General features: G+C 63.4%; 14 protein-coding genes and 1 pseudogene. 10 read left to right on the top strand and 5 right to left on the bottom strand.

All coding sequences use genetic code 11. From position 1 onward, the window contains the following. Positions 1-230: 230 nt before the first annotated feature. Both NKH36_RS26065 and NKH36_RS26060 read left to right on the top strand, forming a co-directional pair. Positions 231-511 (top strand): annotated as a pseudogene (locus NKH36_RS26065) (transposase); the annotation flags it as partial. Positions 512-779: 268 nt separating this feature from the next. Continuing rightward, a complete protein-coding gene (locus tag NKH36_RS26060) occupies positions 780-1,757 on the top strand; it encodes a GlxA family transcriptional regulator (RefSeq protein ID WP_352959938.1) in 978 nt (325 codons plus the stop codon). 144 nt (positions 1,758-1,901) lie between these two features. Here the strand turns inward: NKH36_RS26060 and NKH36_RS26055 are convergent, their stop codons facing one another. Then, positions 1,902-2,189 carry a GIY-YIG nuclease family protein gene (locus tag NKH36_RS26055; protein WP_352960055.1) on the bottom strand — a complete coding sequence of 96 codons (288 nt, stop codon included), beginning with the start codon at positions 2,187-2,189 and terminating at the stop codon, positions 1,902-1,904. Positions 2,190-2,465: 276 nt separating this feature from the next. Here NKH36_RS26055 and NKH36_RS26050 point away from each other — a divergent pair, with 276 nt between their 5' ends. From NKH36_RS26050 to NKH36_RS26035, 4 genes are all read left to right on the top strand, one after another. Further along, positions 2,466-3,770: a M24 family metallopeptidase gene (locus NKH36_RS26050; protein ID WP_352959940.1), complete on the top strand. Its 1,305-nt coding sequence runs from the start codon at positions 2,466-2,468 to the stop codon at positions 3,768-3,770. 142 nt (positions 3,771-3,912) lie between these two features. Further along, positions 3,913-4,593, top strand: coding sequence for an isochorismatase family protein (locus NKH36_RS26045; protein ID WP_352959942.1), 681 nt, complete (start codon positions 3,913-3,915; stop codon positions 4,591-4,593). 27 nt (positions 4,594-4,620) lie between these two features. Further along, positions 4,621-5,595 (top strand): alpha/beta hydrolase, encoded by a 975-nt coding sequence (locus NKH36_RS26040; protein WP_352965084.1) that lies wholly within the window; start codon positions 4,621-4,623, stop codon positions 5,593-5,595. A 181-nt stretch (positions 5,596-5,776) separates the two neighbouring features. Further along, on the top strand, positions 5,777-7,420 hold the full coding sequence (locus NKH36_RS26035; RefSeq protein WP_352959946.1) for an ABC transporter substrate-binding protein: 1,644 nt from the start codon (positions 5,777-5,779) through the stop codon (positions 7,418-7,420). Between the two features lie 109 nt (positions 7,421-7,529). On the opposite strand, the gene NKH36_RS26030 is transcribed toward NKH36_RS26035, so the two are convergent. Both NKH36_RS26030 and NKH36_RS26025 read right to left on the bottom strand, forming a co-directional pair. Further along, positions 7,530-9,068, bottom strand: coding sequence for a pyridoxal phosphate-dependent decarboxylase family protein (locus NKH36_RS26030; protein ID WP_352965081.1), 1,539 nt, complete (start codon positions 9,066-9,068; stop codon positions 7,530-7,532). A gap of 22 nt (positions 9,069-9,090) precedes the next feature. After that, complete coding sequence (locus NKH36_RS26025) at positions 9,091-10,179, bottom strand: PLP-dependent cysteine synthase family protein (protein WP_352959950.1); 1,089 nt, start codon at positions 10,177-10,179, stop codon at positions 9,091-9,093. Positions 10,180-10,406: 227 nt separating this feature from the next. Here NKH36_RS26025 and NKH36_RS26020 point away from each other — a divergent pair, with 227 nt between their 5' ends. Then, a complete protein-coding gene (locus NKH36_RS26020) occupies positions 10,407-12,464 on the top strand; it encodes a transcriptional regulator (RefSeq protein WP_352959952.1) in 2,058 nt (685 codons plus the stop codon). 118 nt (positions 12,465-12,582) lie between these two features. Here the strand turns inward: NKH36_RS26020 and NKH36_RS26015 are convergent, their stop codons facing one another. Then, positions 12,583-12,822 carry a PA2433 domain-containing protein gene (locus NKH36_RS26015; RefSeq protein ID WP_127313999.1) on the bottom strand — a complete coding sequence of 80 codons (240 nt, stop codon included), beginning with the start codon at positions 12,820-12,822 and terminating at the stop codon, positions 12,583-12,585. Positions 12,823-13,410: 588 nt separating this feature from the next. On the opposite strand from NKH36_RS26015, the gene NKH36_RS26010 reads away from it, so the two are divergent. The 3 genes from NKH36_RS26010 to NKH36_RS26000 are packed head-to-tail and all read left to right on the top strand — an operon-like array spanning position 13,411 to position 17,064. Next, a complete protein-coding gene (locus tag NKH36_RS26010) occupies positions 13,411-14,625 on the top strand; it encodes a glycosyltransferase family protein (RefSeq protein WP_352953184.1) in 1,215 nt (404 codons plus the stop codon). A gap of 1 nt (position 14,626) precedes the next feature. Further along, the gene (locus NKH36_RS26005) at positions 14,627-15,871 is read left to right on the top strand and encodes a glycosyltransferase (RefSeq protein WP_352959954.1); all 1,245 of its coding nucleotides are present in this window, start codon (positions 14,627-14,629) and stop codon (positions 15,869-15,871) included. Further along, positions 15,868-17,064, top strand: coding sequence for a glycosyltransferase family protein (locus NKH36_RS26000; RefSeq protein ID WP_352959956.1), 1,197 nt, complete (start codon positions 15,868-15,870; stop codon positions 17,062-17,064). Before NKH36_RS26005 ends, NKH36_RS26000 begins: the two co-directional genes overlap by 4 nt. A 58-nt stretch (positions 17,065-17,122) precedes the next feature. Here the strand turns inward: NKH36_RS26000 and NKH36_RS25995 are convergent, their stop codons facing one another. Next, on the bottom strand, positions 17,123-17,794 hold the full coding sequence (locus NKH36_RS25995) for a class I SAM-dependent methyltransferase (protein ID WP_352960057.1): 672 nt from the start codon (positions 17,792-17,794) through the stop codon (positions 17,123-17,125). Positions 17,795-17,800 lie beyond the last annotated feature (6 nt).

Below are 17,800 nucleotides of genomic sequence, written 5' to 3'. Positions count from 1 at the left end.
ACCGGAGCATCTTTGGGTGATCGAGCCCGTGGGAGAGCAAGGGTCTTCGTCCGCCGTTCCATCGAACCCGAACAGTCGCTGGGCCGCAAGCGAAGCCCGATTAGGCAAGGATGGGACAGGATGGAAATCATTGTTGGCATCGACGTTTCGAAGGACCGGCTGGACGTGCATGTTTTGAGCATTTTGGGTGACAACGACCACGCCGGGGTGGAGGATCTGGTCGAGCGGCTCGTAGGCCTTTTGCCGCGCTCGCCGGCCTGGCGCCATGGACGAGGCAGTCCGGCAAATGGCGCGGCAAGAGCTTCATCGGTGCGGCAGGAGCCGCGTGCGCGCCGTCCTCTTCATGGCTGCCCTCGTCGCCATCAGACACAACCCCGTCCTCAAGGCCTTCCGCGAGCGCCTTGTCGCGGCCAGCAAGCCGAAAATCGTCGCAGTCGTCGCCACAATGCGAAAACTCCTCACTACCCTCAACGCTATCGTGCGGGACCAAAAACCATGGCAAACCGCTTGACAACCAAGACAGTCGCTCTCCCCGTAAAACGGGGAGAGGGACACTCTCGTCGATGATTTCGCCAATTTCCAGCATTGCAGAAAGAGTGCAGAGGCAGCAGCCAGCGGGCTTCTCCCCGTTAACGGGGAGAAGGTGCCGGCAGGCGGATGAGGGGCAGCGCAAACCTGAAGCGATTTCCCTAGGGCCTGTGCAATAGCTCGTTGACCTCCGCCGCATCCGGCGGAATTGTGGCCATTCCCGCATTTGCCGACAGGGCACGGTTGAAGTCATGAAAATCCTCACGCACGATCAACCAAAACCCACCGACACCCCCCTCACCTTCGCCGTCCTTGTCTTCCCCGGCTTTCCGATGATGGCGTTCAGTTCGGTGATCGAGCCGTTGCGCGCGGCCAACGTGCTGGCGAAGCGGGACTGCTATCGCTGGATCATCGTCGGCGCCGCCAAAGGGCCGGTCGAGGCCTCGAACGGCGTCGTCATCCAGCCCGGCTTTTTCGCCGGCGATGCGCCGAAGGTCGACCGCATCGTCGTCTGTTCGGGCGGTGACGCCGATCATCTCGTCGCCGACCATGCGGTGAGCTGGATCCGCAGGAGCCTGCGCGGCGGCGCCCATATCGGCGCGGTGGCGGATGCCGCCTTCTTTCTGGCGCGAGCCGGCCTGCTCGACGGCCATGCCTGCACCTTGCACTGGACCAGCCAGGCGGCGTTCACGGAGGCGTTCCCGGACATCGAGCTTAGGCGCGATCTCTACGTCATCGACCGCAAGCGCTTCACTTCGGCCGGCGGCGTCGGCAGCCTCGACATGATGCTGGAGATCATCACCAACGACTATGGCCCCGAACTCGCTGCCGGCGTCGCCGAATGGTTCGTGCACAGCCCGCTGCGCTCCAGCGTCGACCGCAAGCTGATGCCCTTGCGGCTGCGCACCGGCGTCCAGAACGAGCTGGTGCTGTCGGCCATCGCCATCATGGAGGATGCGGTGGAGGAGCGGCTGGGCATGGCGGCGCTGGCGGAAAAGCTCGGCGTCTCCTCCGACAAGCTCGAACGAAACTTCCGCTCCGAGCTCGGCATCTCGCCCAATGGCTATTACCGCCGCCTGCGGCTGAAGCGCGCCGCCGATCTCCTGGGGCATTCGACGCTGATGGTGCGGGACGTGGCGCTCGCCTGCGGCTTCGCTTCGATGTCGAGCTTTGCGCGGGCTTTTAGGGAAGAGCATGGACATGCGCCGAAGGTGGCGCGCAGGCATTAGGTCCGAAAAAGCGCAAAGCCTATTAGCCGAAACACCTCCCACTTCGTCATCCCAGGGCGGAGCAAGGAGCGAAGCGACGCGGCGCAGACCCTGGGATCCATGCCGTTACCTCGCGGCAGTGCTCCTGCGGAGCAGAACCGAACGCTACCACCTGGTTCCGCGAAAAAGCTCAAACCATTCTGGATTGGTCTTCTCGATCAGCTCGATCTTCCATTGGCGCGGCCAGCGCTTCAGCGACTTCTCGCGCTGGATGGCGTCGCGAATGTCGAAATGTTCCTCGTACCAGACCAGACGCTGCACGCCGTAGCGGCTGGTGAAGCGCGAGCCTGCGCCGGATTTGTGCTCCGGCATGCGGCGGCCGAGATCATCGGTGACACCGATGTAGATCGTGCCGCGCTTCTGGCTCGCGGTCATGTAGGCATAGCCGGTCATGGCTGAACGGTAACGAGCGCAGTTGCGGATACAAGCGCCATTCTTGGCCGCTGCATTCTTCGGCAGATGTAACGGCATGGATCCCAGGGTCTGCGCCGCGTCGCTTCGCTCCTTGCTCCGCCCTGGGATGACGAAGGCGAGGGATGCTTCGGGCTAATCTTGAAAGTTTGCGACCTGCCACTGAAAGAGGCAGCGGCATTCAGCACGACATTTGCGGGATTCCGCACAAGCTCTTCACGGCGCACAGCTATGTTCAGGGCTTCCAGGAGGCACCCCATGAGCATTGTCGTTTTTGACCCCGACAGCACCGAGGACGTCGACTTCAAAGACCGCATGCGCCACCCGGCGGCGGCCGATCCGGCCGGCGGCATGTGGCTTTCCGACACCGAGCCGTCCTTCATCGATGCGGACGCGCTGCGCAAAGGCCGGCTGGCGAAGCTGCGCGCCTGGATGCGCGAGGCCGGTTATGGCGCCGTCGTGCTGTTCGATCCCTACAACCAGCGCTACGCCACCGGCTCGCGCAACATGTTCGGCTATTTCCTGCGCAACTCGACCCGCTACTTCTTCATCCCTACCGAAGGGCCGATCGTGTTGTTCGAGTATCCGCAGAGCTACCATGTCTCGATGGTGCTCGACACGATCGACGAGGCGCGCCCGTCCAAGCTGGTCTGGTCCTCGGTGTCGGGCCGCGACGACGAAACCGCAGGTCCCTTCGCGGACGAGATCGCCGAACTGCTCAAGGCGCATGGCGGCGGTTCGATGAAGCTCGGCCTCGACCGTTGCGGCCATCTGCAAGCGCTGGCGCTGGAAAAGCGCGGCTGCGAGGTCCGGGATTGTCAAGGTGAAATTCTCGCCGTGCGGGCGGTCAAGACGCCCGAAGAAGTAAAATGCCTGCAGGTCTCGATGGCCGGCGCCGAGGCCGCCGTCTATGCGGTGCGCGAGGCGATCAAGCCCGGTGTGTCCGAAAACGACCTGTTCGCCATCATGTATCACGAGGTGATCCGGCAAGGCGGCGAGTTCATCGAAACCCGCCTGCTGACTTCGGGTCAGCGCACCAACCCATGGTTCAACGAAGCCAGCGGCCGCAAGATCAGGCCGGGCGAACTTTTGGCGCTGGATACCGATACGATCGGCTGCTACGGCTATTATTCGGACTTCTCGCGCACCTTCCGCTGCGGGCCGGGCAGGCCGACGGACTATCAGAAATCACTCTACCGCATGGCCCACGACCAGGTTCAGCACAACATCTCGATAGTCAGGCCGGGCATGGCGTTTCGCGACATCGCCGAAAAGGCCTGGAAAATCCCCGACCGCTTCGTCGACCAGCGCTACACGTCTGTCATGCATGGCGTCGGTATGCATGGCGAGACGCCGTTCATCGCGCACGCCATGGACTACGAGACCTATGGCCGCGACGGGTTTGTCGTGCCCGGCATGGTGGTCAGCGTCGAGAGCTATATCGGCGAGAAAGGCGGCCGCGAGGGTGTCAAGCTCGAGGACGAGATCCTGATCACCGAGACCGGCACCGAGCTTCTGTCGCGATTTCCGTATGAGGACGATTTTGTGGAGAAACAAGTTTGATCCCAGCATCCACCACTGGTCGCAGTGCGGTATCGCAAATCGTCGGGACTAACCGCAGCGCTCATGCTTTCGTCATTCCAGGGTCTTCGCGACGCCACTTCGCGGCTGCTTCGCCCTGGAATGACGAAGTTCAGGTATCCGAATGAGGAGCCCGGTCTCCATCAAACGCGGCACGGTGGCCGCAGTGTTCGTCGACCTCCAGGAGGAGCATCGGCAGGACCAGCGCTACCTGGTCGAGGGTTTCGCCGACATCCTCGCCAACGTCCAGCGGCTGCAGGCGGCGGCACGGGCCAACGATGTGCTGCTCTACCATTCGGCCTATATCGTCGATCTCACCCGGGAGGCGCGGCGGTTCCATCCGGTCGATGCCAATGGCAAGTCGGCCTTCTCCGACAAGGACGATCCGCTGACGGCGATCTGTCCGGAAGTGGCGCCGGTCGACGGCGAGATGATGCTGGTCAAGACCGAGGCCAGCGCCTTCGGTTCGGGCCCTGCCGCGGGCCGGCTCAAGGCCGAAGGGATCGAGTGGCTGGTCGTTGCCGGCGTGTGGACCGAGGCCTGCATCGACGCCACGGTCAGGGATGCCGTATCACTCGGCTTTCGCGTGCTTTTGGTCAAGGACGCCTGCGGCAGCGGCAGCACGGCAATGCACCAGACCGCCATCCTCAATCTTGCCAACCGGCTCTATGGCGGCGCCGTCACCACCACCGACGGCGCCTGCCGGCTGATGGCAGGCGAGACGGTCGATGCATGGCAGGTCGTGGGTTCCGTACCTTTGCGCTTCACCTATGAAAACGCGGCCCGGCTTTACGACGAGCTCTGACGCTTCCAGCGGATTTGGTGGGACCGGATGGCGATGGTCAGTGGCGCCGAACAGCCCGAGACAGCAAAACGGGGGAAATACGCAACTTTGCTCGAGCCGGCGCTGTGGGCCTATATCGACCGCGTCAATGCATGGTATCCGCCCGAAATGGACCTGCCGGTCGACAAGCAGCGGGCGGTCTATGACGCGATGTGCCGGGCGTTCCACGCGGGGACTCCCACAGGCGTCGAGACCAGCGACAACACGGTTGCCGGCGACCATGCGATCCCGATCCGGCGCTACCAGCTGGCAGGCAAGGCGCCGCAGGCGATGGTCGTCTGTTATCACGGCGGCGGCTTCGTGCTTGGCGGGCTCGACAGCCATGACGACATCTGCGCCGAGATCTGCGCCGGCACCGGCTTTGCCGTGCTGTCCGCTGACTACCGGCTGGCGCCCGAACATCTGCATCCGGCCGCCTTCGACGATGCGCTGGCGGTGTTCGAATGGGCGGCGTCGACAGGTGGCCTGCCGGTCGTGCTGTGCGGCGAGAGCGCCGGCGGCAATCTTGCCGCTGGGGTGGCGCACGCGGCGCGCCGCCATCCTCGCCCTGCAATCGGCCAGGTGCTGATCTATCCCGAGCTGGGTGGTGACGAGAGCGCCGGCTCCTATGTCGAGCACGCCGAGGCGCCGCTGCTGACGCTCAGCGACATCGAATTCTATCGCCAGGTCCGCTCCGGCAAGGCAAAGTCACCGGACGACCCGACCTTCCTGCCGCTGCGCGACAGCGATTTCTCCGGCCTGCCGCCGACGGTCGTCGTCACCGCGCAATGCGACCCGCTGTCGTCGGACGGCGAGGCCTATCGCGACCGCATCCTTGCCGCCGGCGGCCGCGCCTGGTGGTACGAGGAGCCGCGCCTCGTGCACAGTTTCCTGCGCGCCCGCAAAACCGTGCCGCGGGCCGCCGAAGCCTTCACCCGCATCGTCGCCGCCATCGCCACGCTCGGCAAGGGCGAGTGGTTGTAGGGAGGCTGCGAATGCCGGACGAGGGGGACCTTCCTCTTGCGGAACAGCGCACAACAACTGCGGAAATCCGAACACTTCACCCGTCAAACCCGCACTATCATCGCCGATGGCTAACGGCGCCCGGCGATCGCATCCGCCCCCGCGACGCGGTCGGCCGGGCGCCGACAGGGAGGATTCGACGATGAAGTTCATGTTGACCGACAGAGCGTTGCATCCGCAGGCTGAGCCCGTCGCGGACGGCTTCAAGAAAGGCGGCATGAACCGGCGCGAATATCTCGCCACCATGGCCGCACTCGGCGTCAGTGCCGCGGGCGCGCTGGCGCTGGGCGGCCTTGCGCCCTCTCCGGCCAAGGCGGCCGAGGAGCCGAAGCGCGGCGGCGTTCTGCGCGTCGCCATGAACGTCAAGGGCTGGAAGGACCCGCGCACCTTCGACGGCGTTGAAATGTCCAATGTCGCACGCCAGTGCAACGAGTATCTGGTGCGCTGGAACCGCGATTTCACCTTCGAGCCGTGGTTGCTCGAGAGCTGGGAGACCAGCGACGACGCCCGCGTGCTCACACTGCATGTCCGCAACGGCATCACTTGGTCGAACGGCGACACCTTCAACGCAGACGATGTCGTCCACAATCTGACGCGCTGGTGCGACGCGAGCGTCGCCGGCAATTCGGTCGCCGAGCGGATGGGAGCGCTGGTCGACGCCGCCACCAAGAAACCGATCGACGGCGGCATCGAGCGTGTCGACGACTTTACCGTCCGGCTCAATCTGCCGAAGCCCGACATTTCACTGATTGCCGGCATGACCGACTATCCGGCGCTGATCATGCATCGCAGCTACGACGGCGACGGCGACCCGCAGAAGGCGCTGGCGATCACCACTGGACCTTGCGAACTGGTGCAATGGGACGCCGAGGTCGGCGCCGAGGTCCGCCGCAAGGACAAGCCGTGGTGGAAAGGCGACTTTTGGCTCGACGGCATCCAATGGGTCGACTACGGCTCCGATCCCAATGCGATGTTCTCGGCCTTCGAATCGGGCGAGATCGACACCAACCACGAAACCGCCGCCGATACCGTCTCGCAGACCGACGCCATGGGTCTGAGCAATTCCGAGCTTGCCACCGGCTCGACCATCGTCGCGCGTTTCAACGTCGGCAATGCGCCCTATGACGACATCAGGCTGCGGCGCGCCGCCCAACTCGCCGTCGACAACGCCGCGATCCTGAAGATCGGCATGGACGACCGCGGCAAGCCGGCCGAGAACCACCATGTCGGGCCGATGCATGCCGAATACGCCGATATCGGTCCGGCCGTCCGCAATATCGATCAAGCCAAGGCGCTGCTTGCCGAGGCCGGTAAATCCGACCACGAATACGACCTCATCTCCGTCGATGTCGACTGGCAGAAGAATACCGGCGACGCCATCGCCGCGCAGATGCGCGACGCCGGGCTGAAGGTCAAACGAACCGTGCTGCCGGCGGCGACGTTCTGGAACGACTGGAGCAAATATCCCTTCTCCTGCACCGAGTGGCTCGGCCGGCCGCTGGGCGTCCAGGTGCTGGCGCTGGCCTACAGATCGGGTGCTGCCTGGAACGAGACCGCTTATGCCAATCCGGAATTCGACGCCCTGCTCGACAAGGCGCTGGCCACACCCGACGCCAGTGCACGCAAGGAGATCATGGCCAAGATCGAACAGAATCTGCGCGATTCCGGCATCATCATCCAGCCCTATTGGCGCTCGGTCTACCGGACGTTCCGCAAGGGCGTGCATGGCTGCGAGCAGCACCAGTCGCTGGAGCAGCATTTCGAGAAGGTTTGGATTGAGGCGTGATGGCGGGTCTTTCCTTCTCCCCTTGCGGGAGAAGGTGGATTGGCGCGTAGCGCCAAGACGGTTGAGGGGTGCTGGCCGGGGCGAGGTCGGTGCCAAGCTGGAACACCCCTCATCCGGCCGCTTCGCGTCCACCTTCTCCCACAAGGGGAGAAGGGAGAGCCACGCCAGGCCTTGAAATCTCTCGTCCAAGCCGCACTATTTCCCGCACCAGCAGGTCCAGGTCCTCGCGCCGGGTGCGGTGGTTATTGATCGCTACCCTGAGGCAATGCTGGCCGTGCACCGTCGTGTCCGATAGGACGGCGATGCCTTCTTCCTGCAGCCTCAGCATGATCTCGGTGTTGAGCGCCTTCAGGGCCTCGCTGGTCAGCCTGTCGCCGCGGTAGCGAAAACACACGATGTTGATGTTCGGTGGCGCGACGAGTTCCAGCAGTGGCTCGGCTTCGATCAGCGTGCTGAGATAATGTCCCTGGGCGATGTTCTGGTCGATCAGGCGGCCGAATTTCTCGATGCCGTGCTCTTTGAGCGCCATCCACACCTTCAGCGCGCGAAAGCCGCGTGACGTTTGCAGGCCGTAATCATGCAGCCATTGTCCGGATGCCAGTCCGCGTGGCGTCGATTCCAGATATTCCGGCGTGACCGCAAACGTATTGCGATGCGATGCTGCGTCCCTGATCAGGGCGCAGCCGACCTCAAACGGGGCGTGCAGCCATTTGTGCGGATCGAGCGCGATGGAGTGGGCGCGTTCGATGCCGGCAACACGGTGGGAATTTTCCGGTGCGATGGCGATCAAGGCGCCGATGCAGCCGTCGACATGGAACCAGAGGTTCTCTTGCGCCGCCAGTTCCGCCAGCGCCCGCAGATCGTCGATCGCTCCGGTATTCACCGTGCCTGCCGTGCCGATCACGCAGGCCGGCTGAAAACCTGCCTTGCGGTCCTCGGCAATCGCCGCCCGCAAGGCGTCGATGTCGATCCGCAATCCGGCATCGCTCGGGATGCGGCGCAGCGCCTGGTTGCCGAGGCCGAGCGCCTCCATCGCCTTGCGGTGGCAGGAGTGAAGCTGATCCGAGCCATAGAAACGCAGCGGCTTGTCGATAGCGGCGACGCCATGCTCGCGCACGTCGATGCCGGCCTTGACGTTGCGCGCCACGGTCAGGCCGATGATGTTGGCCATCGAGCCGCCGCTGACCAGCGTGCCGCTGGCCGATTGGGGAAAGCCCATCATCTGCTTGCACCAGTCGACGACCTGGCTGTCCATCAGCGCGGCGGCATGGTTGCCGCCGCCGAGGTTGGAGCCCTGGATCGCCGCCAGGAAATCACCGAGCGCCCCGGTGAAATTGCTCGACCCCATATACCAGGACCAGAAGCGCGGATGGATGTTGCCCATCGGGTAGGCCATCACCTTCTCGACGACCTCGCCATAGACCTGGGCAAGCGGTTGAGGCGATCGCGGCAGCGGCGCGGCGAAGAAGGCTTTCACTTCTTCGGGCATGTCCTGCCACACTGGACGTTCGCGGACGTCGCGCAGATAGTCGACGGCATCGTCGACGATCCGGTGCGACAGCGCCTGCACACCGGCCCAGTCGACCGGATCGAGCGTTTCTTCGGCAACCACACCGGCCGTGCCGGTGGCCTTCAGCATAGCGTCCATCCGCGTCGCTCCCGATGCGCCGTTATTCAGCCGGGAACTGGCAGCCCGGCGTCGAGCGCGAAAGGGCTGTCTCCTCCGCGTCCATCTCAGCTTCGATGCCGTCGAACAGCGGCGTCGTCATGTAGCGTTCGCCGGTGTCGGGAAGCATGCACAGGATCACCGAGCCGGGTGCAGCTTTTTCCGCGATATGGCGTGCCACGGCAAAAGTGGCTCCGCCGGAGATGCCGGTGAAAATCCCTTCCTTTTGCGCCAGCGCCTTGGCCCATTTGATGCCTTCAGGCCCGGGAACAGGCACGACCTCGTCATAGAGGCTGGCGTCGACCGCCTCCTGGAGGACGTTGGGGATGAAATCCGGGGTCCAGCCCTGGATCGGGTGCGGCTCGAAAGCCGGATGGCTGGCGGCGGGCGCGCCGTCGGCGCCGCGCTCCTGCGCCTTGCCGCTGCCGATAAGCTGGGCGTTGGCGGGTTCGGCCAGCACGATCCGCGTCTCGGGACGCTCGCGGCGCAGCACACGCCCGACACCGACGACGGTGCCGCCGGTTCCGTAGCCGGTGACGAAGCAGTCGAGCCGCGACCCGGCGAAGTCGTTGATGATCTCGCGCGCCGTCGTCGCCTCGTGGATGGCGGCATTGGCCTTGGTCTCGAACTGGCGGGCCAGGAACCAGCCATTGGCCTCGGCGAGCTCGACCGCCTTGTTGTACATGCCAAAACCCTTCTGGGCACGCGGCGTCAGCACCACCTTGGCGCCCAGCATGCGCATAAGCTTGCGGCGCTCGATGGAGAAACTGTCGGCCATCGTCACCACCAGCGGATAGCCTTTCTGCGCGCAGACCATGGCCAGCCCGATGCCGGTGTTGCCGCTGGTCGCCTCGACGACCGTCTGGCCCGGCTTCAGGGCGCCGCTGCGTTCGCCCTCCTCGATGATGTTGAGCGCCAGCCGGTCCTTCACCGACGCCGCCGGATTGAAGAACTCGGCCTTCACATAGATCGTCACATGATCGGGGCCGAGATTGTTGATCCTGATCACCGGCGTGTCGCCGACCGTGTCGATAATGCTGTCGAACAGGCGGCCGCGGCCGGCCGTGGTCCTGATTTTCCGTTGCTGCAACATGTCTGCTCTCCTCTTTTTGTTGTCGTCACGAGCCGGTTACAAACCGGCGGCTTGGGCGGCGAAGTTTCGAGACCTTGCCGCGGTAAGGTGCCTGTGCCGGCAATGCGGCCCGGAAAGACCGCAATGCCGGCGTCCGGCGCGGAAATTCGTTGCCGGATGCACTCTATCGCTTTCGATGGTAGAACAGAGGACAACTGGCCAGCGTGGGAGCAAGCGTGGAAACGCACGTGGAATCCGCTCGATCGAGCCTGGACGGCGCAACGGCCGGGCTGTCCGTGCGGCTGCTCGGACCGCTGACGGTCATCCGCGACGGCGCCACCGTGCAGCTGCCGGCATCGCGCAAGCTGCGCGCGCTCTTCGCCTATCTGGCGCTTGCGCCGCATGCCGTCGGCCGCAGCCGTCTGTGTGAGCTGCTGTGGGATGTGCCGAACGATCCGCGCGGCGAGCTTCGCTGGTGCCTCAGCAAGCTCAGGGGCATTCTCGACGAACCGGATCGCCGCAGGATCGAAACGTCAGGCGACACGATCGCGCTTGATCTGAAAGGTGTTTCCGTCGACGCGATCGACGTCGCCTCGGCCGCCGCTGGAAGAATCGAGACGCTCGATCTGCAGCGGCTGCAGGCGCTGTCCGGACTGTTCGTCGGCGATTTCCTCGATGGGCTGGAGATCGACCGCAGCCCGCATTTCAACAGCTGGCTGATCGCGCAACGCCGCCGCTTCAGCTCCTGGCACGCCGCCATCCTGGAACACCTCGTCAGCAAGCTCCCGGCGGATGCCGACGAAATGTCCGCGCATCTGGAAAAGTGGGTGGAACTCGCTCCCTTCGACGGGCGCGCGCATGTGGCTCTTCTGGCAAGGCTGGCGCAGCGCGGCCAGATCGCCGCGTGCGAGGAACATCTCGCTTCTGCGGCGCAGCTGTTTGCTTCCGAGGATCTGGATTTTGGACCAGTTCGTGAGGCATGGCGGACGATCCGCAGCGAACGAACTGCTGCGACACTCTGGGCGCGACCGGCACTCTTGGCCGCGGCACCGCAAGCGTCAATTGTGCTGCCCGATTCCGAAGTTGCTGCAACGTGCAAGGCCTCGCTCGCGATAATGCCGTTTGTCGAGGAGGCGGCTGTCTCTGGTGTTTGTGGGGACCCTCGCGGCGGCCCCTCTCGCGGTGGATTGGCCGACGGCCTGACCCACGACATCATCACCCGTTTGGCCAAGCTCAGGGATTTCTTCGTCATCGCCCGCGGGTCGGTCTTTGCACTGGCGGAGAAAAACATCGCGCCGGAAGATGCCGGCCGGCGGCTCAACGTCGACTACGTCGCCACTGGCACGGTGCGCAGCCAGGCAGGCCGCGTCGTCGTCTCAGTCGAACTTGTCGAGGTCCGCACGGCCAGGATCGTCTGGGCCGACACGTTCGAACGCAAGCCCGACGATATCTTTGCCGTCCTCGATGATATCGGCAACAGCATCGTCTCGTCGATCTCGGCCGAGATCGAGATGGTCGAGCGCAACCGCGCCATGCTGAAAGCCCCCAACTCGCTGAACGCCTGGGAGGCCTACCATCGCGGCCTCTGGCACATGTATCGCTTCACCCGCACGGAAAACGAGCAGGCCCGGCATTTCTTCGACATGGCCTTGAAGCTGGATCCGACCTTCGCCCGCGCTTATGCCGGCCTGTCCTTCACCCATTGGCAAAACGCCTTTCAGCGCTGGGGAGACCGCGATCAGGAAAGCGCGCTCGCCTTCGAGGCAGCCGGCCAAAGTCTTCTGGTCGACGATCACAATCCGGCCGCCCACTGGGCTATGGGCCGGGCTCTGTGGCTGCGCGGCGAGCAGAACGGCTCTCTCATCGAGCTGGAACGGGCCGTGGATCTCAGCCCGAACTTTGCGCTCGGTCACTACGCGCTTTCGTTCGTGCACTCGCAGGCGGGCGATCCGAACGCGGCGATCGGTTCATCCGACCACTCGCGGCATCTGAGCCCGTTCGATCCGCTGCTGTTCGGCATGCTCGGCGCTAGGGCGATGGCGCATGTCCGCCTCGGCCAGTTCGAAGAGGCCGCCGAATGGGCGCTGAAGGCCGCTGCCCGCCCCAACGCCCATGCCATCATCCTGGCGATCGCAGCCCATTGCCTTGCGCTGGCGGGGCGGCTTGACGAGGCCCGCACTTTCGCGGCCGCCATCCGCAAGACGCTGCCGAACTACTGCGCCGACGATTTTATCGGCACCTTCCGCTTCGAGCCGGACGCGGAGGCCATGTTCCGGCAAGGCGCCAAGCGCATCGGGCTGGCCTGATCCAACCCAGCCCGGGCCTGCTTCAACCGGTCAAGTCCGCGATCCTCAGCGGCCGACAACCGAACAAAAGCCCTGCATCGGCCAAGAAAATCGGCCAGGAAAGCCGCGTTGATCGCAGCTAAATGCCGAGCATCGTCTTGGCTTGGTTGAGGGCAGCCTCTGATCCTGCGTGATCGCCGGCGGCGTGCAATTTCTCGCCCTGGGCGCGCAGTTCCTTGACTTTGGTCTTATCGGCCTCGGCCAGCGTCGCGGTCGGCAACGCCGCGTCGATCGCGGCCATAGTGGTCGGGCATGAATTTGCAAACGCTGTCGCAGGAACGACCGCCAGGAAAACTGCAAGCGAAATTGATCGTAACATGGACGTTTCTCCCTCGCCGGAACACGCCACGTCGACGACCGGCGCAGGAATGGTACAGCTAATGCCCGAATGTGCCAATCACGATGATGGCGCTGGGTTGAGGCAAGCTGCGGTCGGCCGGGCTTTTCTCGGGGTTTCTGAACCTTCACCACGGCTGGTTGTCACCAACGTCGTCACGTACGAAGTCGACGCCAGGTTCGCAGCAATCGTCAGATCGCCGCACAATTCTTCGACCAGAGCGGATCGAGGCCGGCAAAGGCAATAAGCGTCCCCATCTCGCGCACATCGGCATCGATACTTCAAAACGCGGCCGCCGCGTCCAATGTCTAGGATGTCCGCGGTGGCGGTCAAGGCCGCCGAGAATCCGAGATGGTCAATAGCAGTGAAATGATGCAGGTTCTTCTGGACCACGTGGCAAGCAGGCCGCTAAGTAGACGCAGCTTCCTGGTTTCAGCATATGGCCCTCTTGAGTAATACAAATTGAAAATTGCGCCCTCATGTTTCAAAACAGGTCGGTAGGCTCGCGAGGATGGTTTCGTGCGGGTCACCGACGGTCCTCAAGCCGAGAATTCTAAAAGACGTTCAACAATGACCCAGCACGTACCAAACGCTCGAATTCTCATGTACAGCCACGACACGTTCGGGCTCGGCCACTTGCAGCGCTGCCGGACGATCGCGCATTCGCTGGTCGAGGATTTCCGCGGACTTCAGGTGCTTATCATTTCGGGTGCGACTATCGCTGGCGCCTTCGACTACCGCGCCCGTGTCGACTTCGTGAAGATCCCCAGCGTCATCAAGTTGCGCAACGGCGAATACACCTCGCTGGAAAAGGATATCGATCTGCATGAGACGCTAAGGATGCGCCAGTCGATCATCCGCCACACAGCCGAGACCTTCCGGCCGGATATCTTCATCGTCGACAAGGAACCGCTCGGCCTGCGCGGTGAGATCGAGGACACGCTGTCCTACCTCAAGACGCGGGGCACCACGCTCGTGCTTGGCCTGCGCGAGGTGATGGACGCGCCGCATCTGCTCGAAGCAGAGTGGGCACTCAGGGATGTGATGCGCAAGATAGGCCTGCTCTACGACAAGGTCTGGGCCTATGGTCCGCCGGATTTCTACGATCCGTTGACCGGCTTGGATGTGCCGCCGGCCGTCAGGGCAAAGATGAAGTTTGTCGGTTTCCTGCAACGGAGCCTGCAGAAGAACGAGTTGCCCGGCCACCGGCCCGAGGGCGACTATATCCTCGTTACCACCGGTGGCGGCGGTGACGGCGCCGAACTGATCCACAACGTCATTGATGCCTATCAGCAGGATCCGCAATTGCAGCATAGGGCGCTGCTCGTGCTTGGGCCTTACATGCCGGCGCGCAAGCGCAACAAGCTGATCAAGAAGGGGTCCAAGATCCCCTATATCAAGATCATCGAGTTCGACAACCGCATGGAAGAGCTGATTGCCGGCGCCAAAGCGGTAGTGGCGATGGGCGGTTACAACACCTATTGCGAGATACTGTCTTTCGACAAGCCGGCGCTGATCGTGCCGCGCGTCAAGCCCCGCGAGGAACAACTGATCCGAGCACGGCGCGCAGCCGAACTCGGCCTCATCGAGATGCTTTTGCCGGAAGAAGCCGGGGATTCCCAGCGGTTTGCCGATGCACTGAAGGTGCTGCCGGACCGGCCCGGCCCATCGCAGAGCCATCCGCATCTGACGCTGGAAGGGCTGCCTCACATTTCCGAAATCGTCGCGGAACTGTTCGACCGGCGGGCCGGCCATCACCTTTCAGTCATCGAAGGCATGAACTGAGTTGCAACATCGCAAGATCGTCGTGGTTCTGAAGGGCTATCCGCGGCTGTCGGAAACCTTCATCGCGCAGGAACTGCTCGGTCTGGAGCGTGCGGGGTTCGACCTGATACTCGTCGCGCTCCGGCGGCCGACCGACGCAAAACGCCACCCCGTGCATGACGAGATCAAAGCGCCCGTCCATTATCTGCCGGAATATCTGCATGAAGAGCCGCTGCGCGTGGTTCGCTCGCTGTTTGCTTATCTGCTGCGGCCTGGCTTCTGGCGCGCGCTCCGATCGCTGGCTACCGATATCCGCCGCGACTTTACGCGCAATCGCGCGCGCCGCTTCGGGCAAGCGCTGGTACTGGCGGCCGAATGGCCGGAAGGCGCGGGCTGGCTGCATGCACATTTCGCGCACACACCGGCATCGGTGACGCGCTATGCCAGCCAGCTTCGTGGCCTGCCCTGGAGCTGCTCGGCCCATGCCAAGGACATCTGGACTTCGGCGGACTGGGATCTGGCTGGCAAGCTTTCCTCGGCGCGCTGGACGGTCACTTGCACGAAAGCCGGCTTCGACCGTTTAAAAAAACTCGCTAACGGCAGCTCGCCTGTGCACCTGAGCTATCATGGGCTCGACCTTGATCGCTTTGGCAGTTTCGGCGAGGCGCGAAAACAGCATGACGGCTCGGCGCCGGACGAACCGGTTATCGTTCTGAGTGTCGGGCGCGCCGTTGAAAAGAAAGGTTACGATACCTTGCTGGAGGCCTTTGCCCTCTTGCCTGGTGATTTGGCGTGGCGCTTCGAGCATATCGGCGGCGGCGAGGAACTGGAACGGTTCAAGGCGCTGGCGCAAAAGCTCGGACTGGATGGTCGCGTCTCTTGGAAAGGCGCGCTTGCGCAGGAGGAGGTGCTTGAGCACTACCGCTGCGCCGACATCTTCGCCCTGGCCTGCAGGATCACCGCAAATGGCGACCGGGACGGTCTGCCGAATGTTCTGGTGGAGGCTGCTAGCCAGCGGCTTGCCTGCGTATCGACCGATATTTCCGGCGTGCCGGAGCTTTTATCGCCGGATGAAACCGGGCTGCTGGTTCCGACGGAAAACCCGATTGCCCTGGCACAGGCGCTGGAGCGCCTGATCCGTGATCCCGTGTTGCGCGCCCGCCTCGGCGACGCCGCAGAGCGGCGCGTGCGCGGCAATTTCGATCATATGGCAAGCATTGGACAGCTCAAGGAACTGTTCGAGCGGGAGTGGCGGGCCGCCGAATGAAGCGGCTGCGCGCTTTCTTCTATGTCCAGCACCTGCTCGGTATCGGCCATCTCGCGCGCGCCAGCCGCATTGCGGCGGCTCTGGTCGATGACGGGTTTGACGTAACCGTCGTGACCGGCGGAGCGCCGATCGCGGGGTTTCCGGGACTGGGCGTAAAATCTGTAACCCTGCCGCCTGTCACCTCCGGTGATGAAGGATTTTCCGGACTTGTCGATCTGCAGGGCAAACCCATCGACGATGATTTCAAGAAATGGCGTTCAGAGATGCTGCTGCAGGCATTCCGGGATTGCAGGCCTGATATCGTCATTGTCGAGGCGTTTCCATTTGGACGCCGGCAGATGCGTTTCGAACTCCTGCCGCTGATCGAGGCCATCGACGCGACGTCGCCCAGACCGCTGCTGGCGACGTCCGTCCGTGATATCCTTCAGGAGCGCGTCAAGCCGGGCCGAAACGAGGAAACGGTCGATCTGATCAACAGGCATTTCGACCTTGTTATGGTCCACGGCGATCCGGCTTTCGCAACCATCGACAAGACATTTCCACTGGCTGGGGCGATCAGGGCCGAGGTCACCTACACAGGGCTCGTTGCCGCGCCGCCATCGCCCGCGGCCTCCGAGCGCTTCGACGTTCTGGTGTCGGTTGGCGGCGGGGCTGCCGGAAAGAGCCTTGTCAGCTCCACCATCGCAGCGGCGCGGAATGCCAACAACGGTTGGAAATGGTGTTTGATCACCGGCCCAAACCTGCCGAAAGACGAGTTTGACGCGATCGCACGCGATGCCACGCCGGTCCTGTCCATCTTCCGGTTCCGCGAGGATTTCGCCAGCCTGCTGACCGGCGCCCGCCTGTCAGTCTCGCAGGCGGGTTACAACACGGTCTGCGATGTCCTGCGCGCGGGTTGTCGCTCTCTGCTCGTTCCATTTGCAGCCGGCGGGGAAACCGAACAGACGGTTCGCACCCTGATGCTCGAAGAACTCGGTCTTGCAACGGTGCTGATGGAAAAGGACCTAACGCCTGAAGGTTTGGCGCAAGCGATCGAACAGGCGCTTGTGGGACCGACGCCAGCCGCGCATCGTCTCGATCTGGACGGCGCGCGTCGCTCGGCGCAAATCCTGCGCGAGCGGTATCGAACATGGTCCCTAAAAGTGGGGCCCGGTTTGGGAAAAGTTCATGATCAAACAGACGATAGATGCTAACGCGCGTCGCGTCAGGCGAGATTCGTGCGACGCGCTACGCACTTTTGGGCGAAATGCATCAAACAGTTCCAATCAGCATGAAGCGCGTATAATTCTTTGTCGGCAGATCGCCGGAGAACCGCACCTCCCGTAGCGCCGCCATAGCTTCGAAGGCTGCAAGTGAAGCCACGCAGTTGATGTGCGTCGGCTCGCTGAAATAATCGTTCGATTGCAGCAGTACATTCGTGCCCCGCGGAAGCAGAGCAAGCCAAGCGGGCAGATCGGCTATGTGTTCGCAGCTCGTATTGACCATCAGGTCGGGCCGCCCGGCCGCATAGTCGAGTGCGTACATATCTGCCGTCAGAGCCCGGAACCGGTCGCCGGCTTCCCGGTTGAGGGTCCGGGCGACCGGCGCGACTTCGGGATCGATGTCGATGCTATCGACAGCCGCGATGTCGAAGCGGGCATCGTTGAAAAACATCGCCGGCAATACGCCGTACCATCCACCCAGAACCCATATGCGCCCGAACCGGCCGCCGCAGCTTTCGAACAGCCTGTCGAGCGCCCACATCTTGCAGGCGACCTGCTTGTGGTTGAAGGCGTTGGCGATATCGGCCTTCGGATGCTTGGTGATGACGCGGGCCAGCCCTGCCACGAGAGGGCAGTTGACATAGGCAGCAATTCCCCGCGTCAGGTCGAAGGCCTGTTCGTGCCAGTCCAGGCCGGCATTGCGCGGTTGCGTGACATCCATCATATT

The organism is Mesorhizobium sp. M1312, assembly GCF_040318115.1.
Classification (GTDB): Bacteria; Pseudomonadota; Alphaproteobacteria; order Rhizobiales; family Rhizobiaceae; genus Mesorhizobium.
Note: the sequence above shows the minus strand (reverse complement) of the source record. Positions and strands in the feature narration are given on the sequence as shown.

Coding starts and splice junctions, on each gene's coding strand:
- NKH36_RS26060 (WP_352959938.1), top strand. CDS start 780: ATGAAAATCCTCACGCACGATCAACCAAAACCCACCGACACCCCCCTC.
- NKH36_RS26055 (WP_352960055.1), bottom strand. CDS start 2,189: ATGACCGGCTATGCCTACATGACCGCGAGCCAGAAGCGCGGCACGATC.
- NKH36_RS26050 (WP_352959940.1), top strand. CDS start 2,466: ATGAGCATTGTCGTTTTTGACCCCGACAGCACCGAGGACGTCGACTTC.
- NKH36_RS26045 (WP_352959942.1), top strand. CDS start 3,913: ATGAGGAGCCCGGTCTCCATCAAACGCGGCACGGTGGCCGCAGTGTTC.
- NKH36_RS26040 (WP_352965084.1), top strand. CDS start 4,621: ATGGCGATGGTCAGTGGCGCCGAACAGCCCGAGACAGCAAAACGGGGG.
- NKH36_RS26035 (WP_352959946.1), top strand. CDS start 5,777: ATGAAGTTCATGTTGACCGACAGAGCGTTGCATCCGCAGGCTGAGCCC.
- NKH36_RS26030 (WP_352965081.1), bottom strand. CDS start 9,068: ATGGACGCTATGCTGAAGGCCACCGGCACGGCCGGTGTGGTTGCCGAA.
- NKH36_RS26025 (WP_352959950.1), bottom strand. CDS start 10,179: ATGTTGCAGCAACGGAAAATCAGGACCACGGCCGGCCGCGGCCGCCTG.
- NKH36_RS26015 (WP_127313999.1), bottom strand. CDS start 12,822: ATGTTACGATCAATTTCGCTTGCAGTTTTCCTGGCGGTCGTTCCTGCG.
- NKH36_RS26010 (WP_352953184.1), top strand. CDS start 13,411: ATGACCCAGCACGTACCAAACGCTCGAATTCTCATGTACAGCCACGAC.
- NKH36_RS26000 (WP_352959956.1), top strand. CDS start 15,868: ATGAAGCGGCTGCGCGCTTTCTTCTATGTCCAGCACCTGCTCGGTATC.
- NKH36_RS25995 (WP_352960057.1), bottom strand. CDS start 17,794: ATGGATGTCACGCAACCGCGCAATGCCGGCCTGGACTGGCACGAACAG.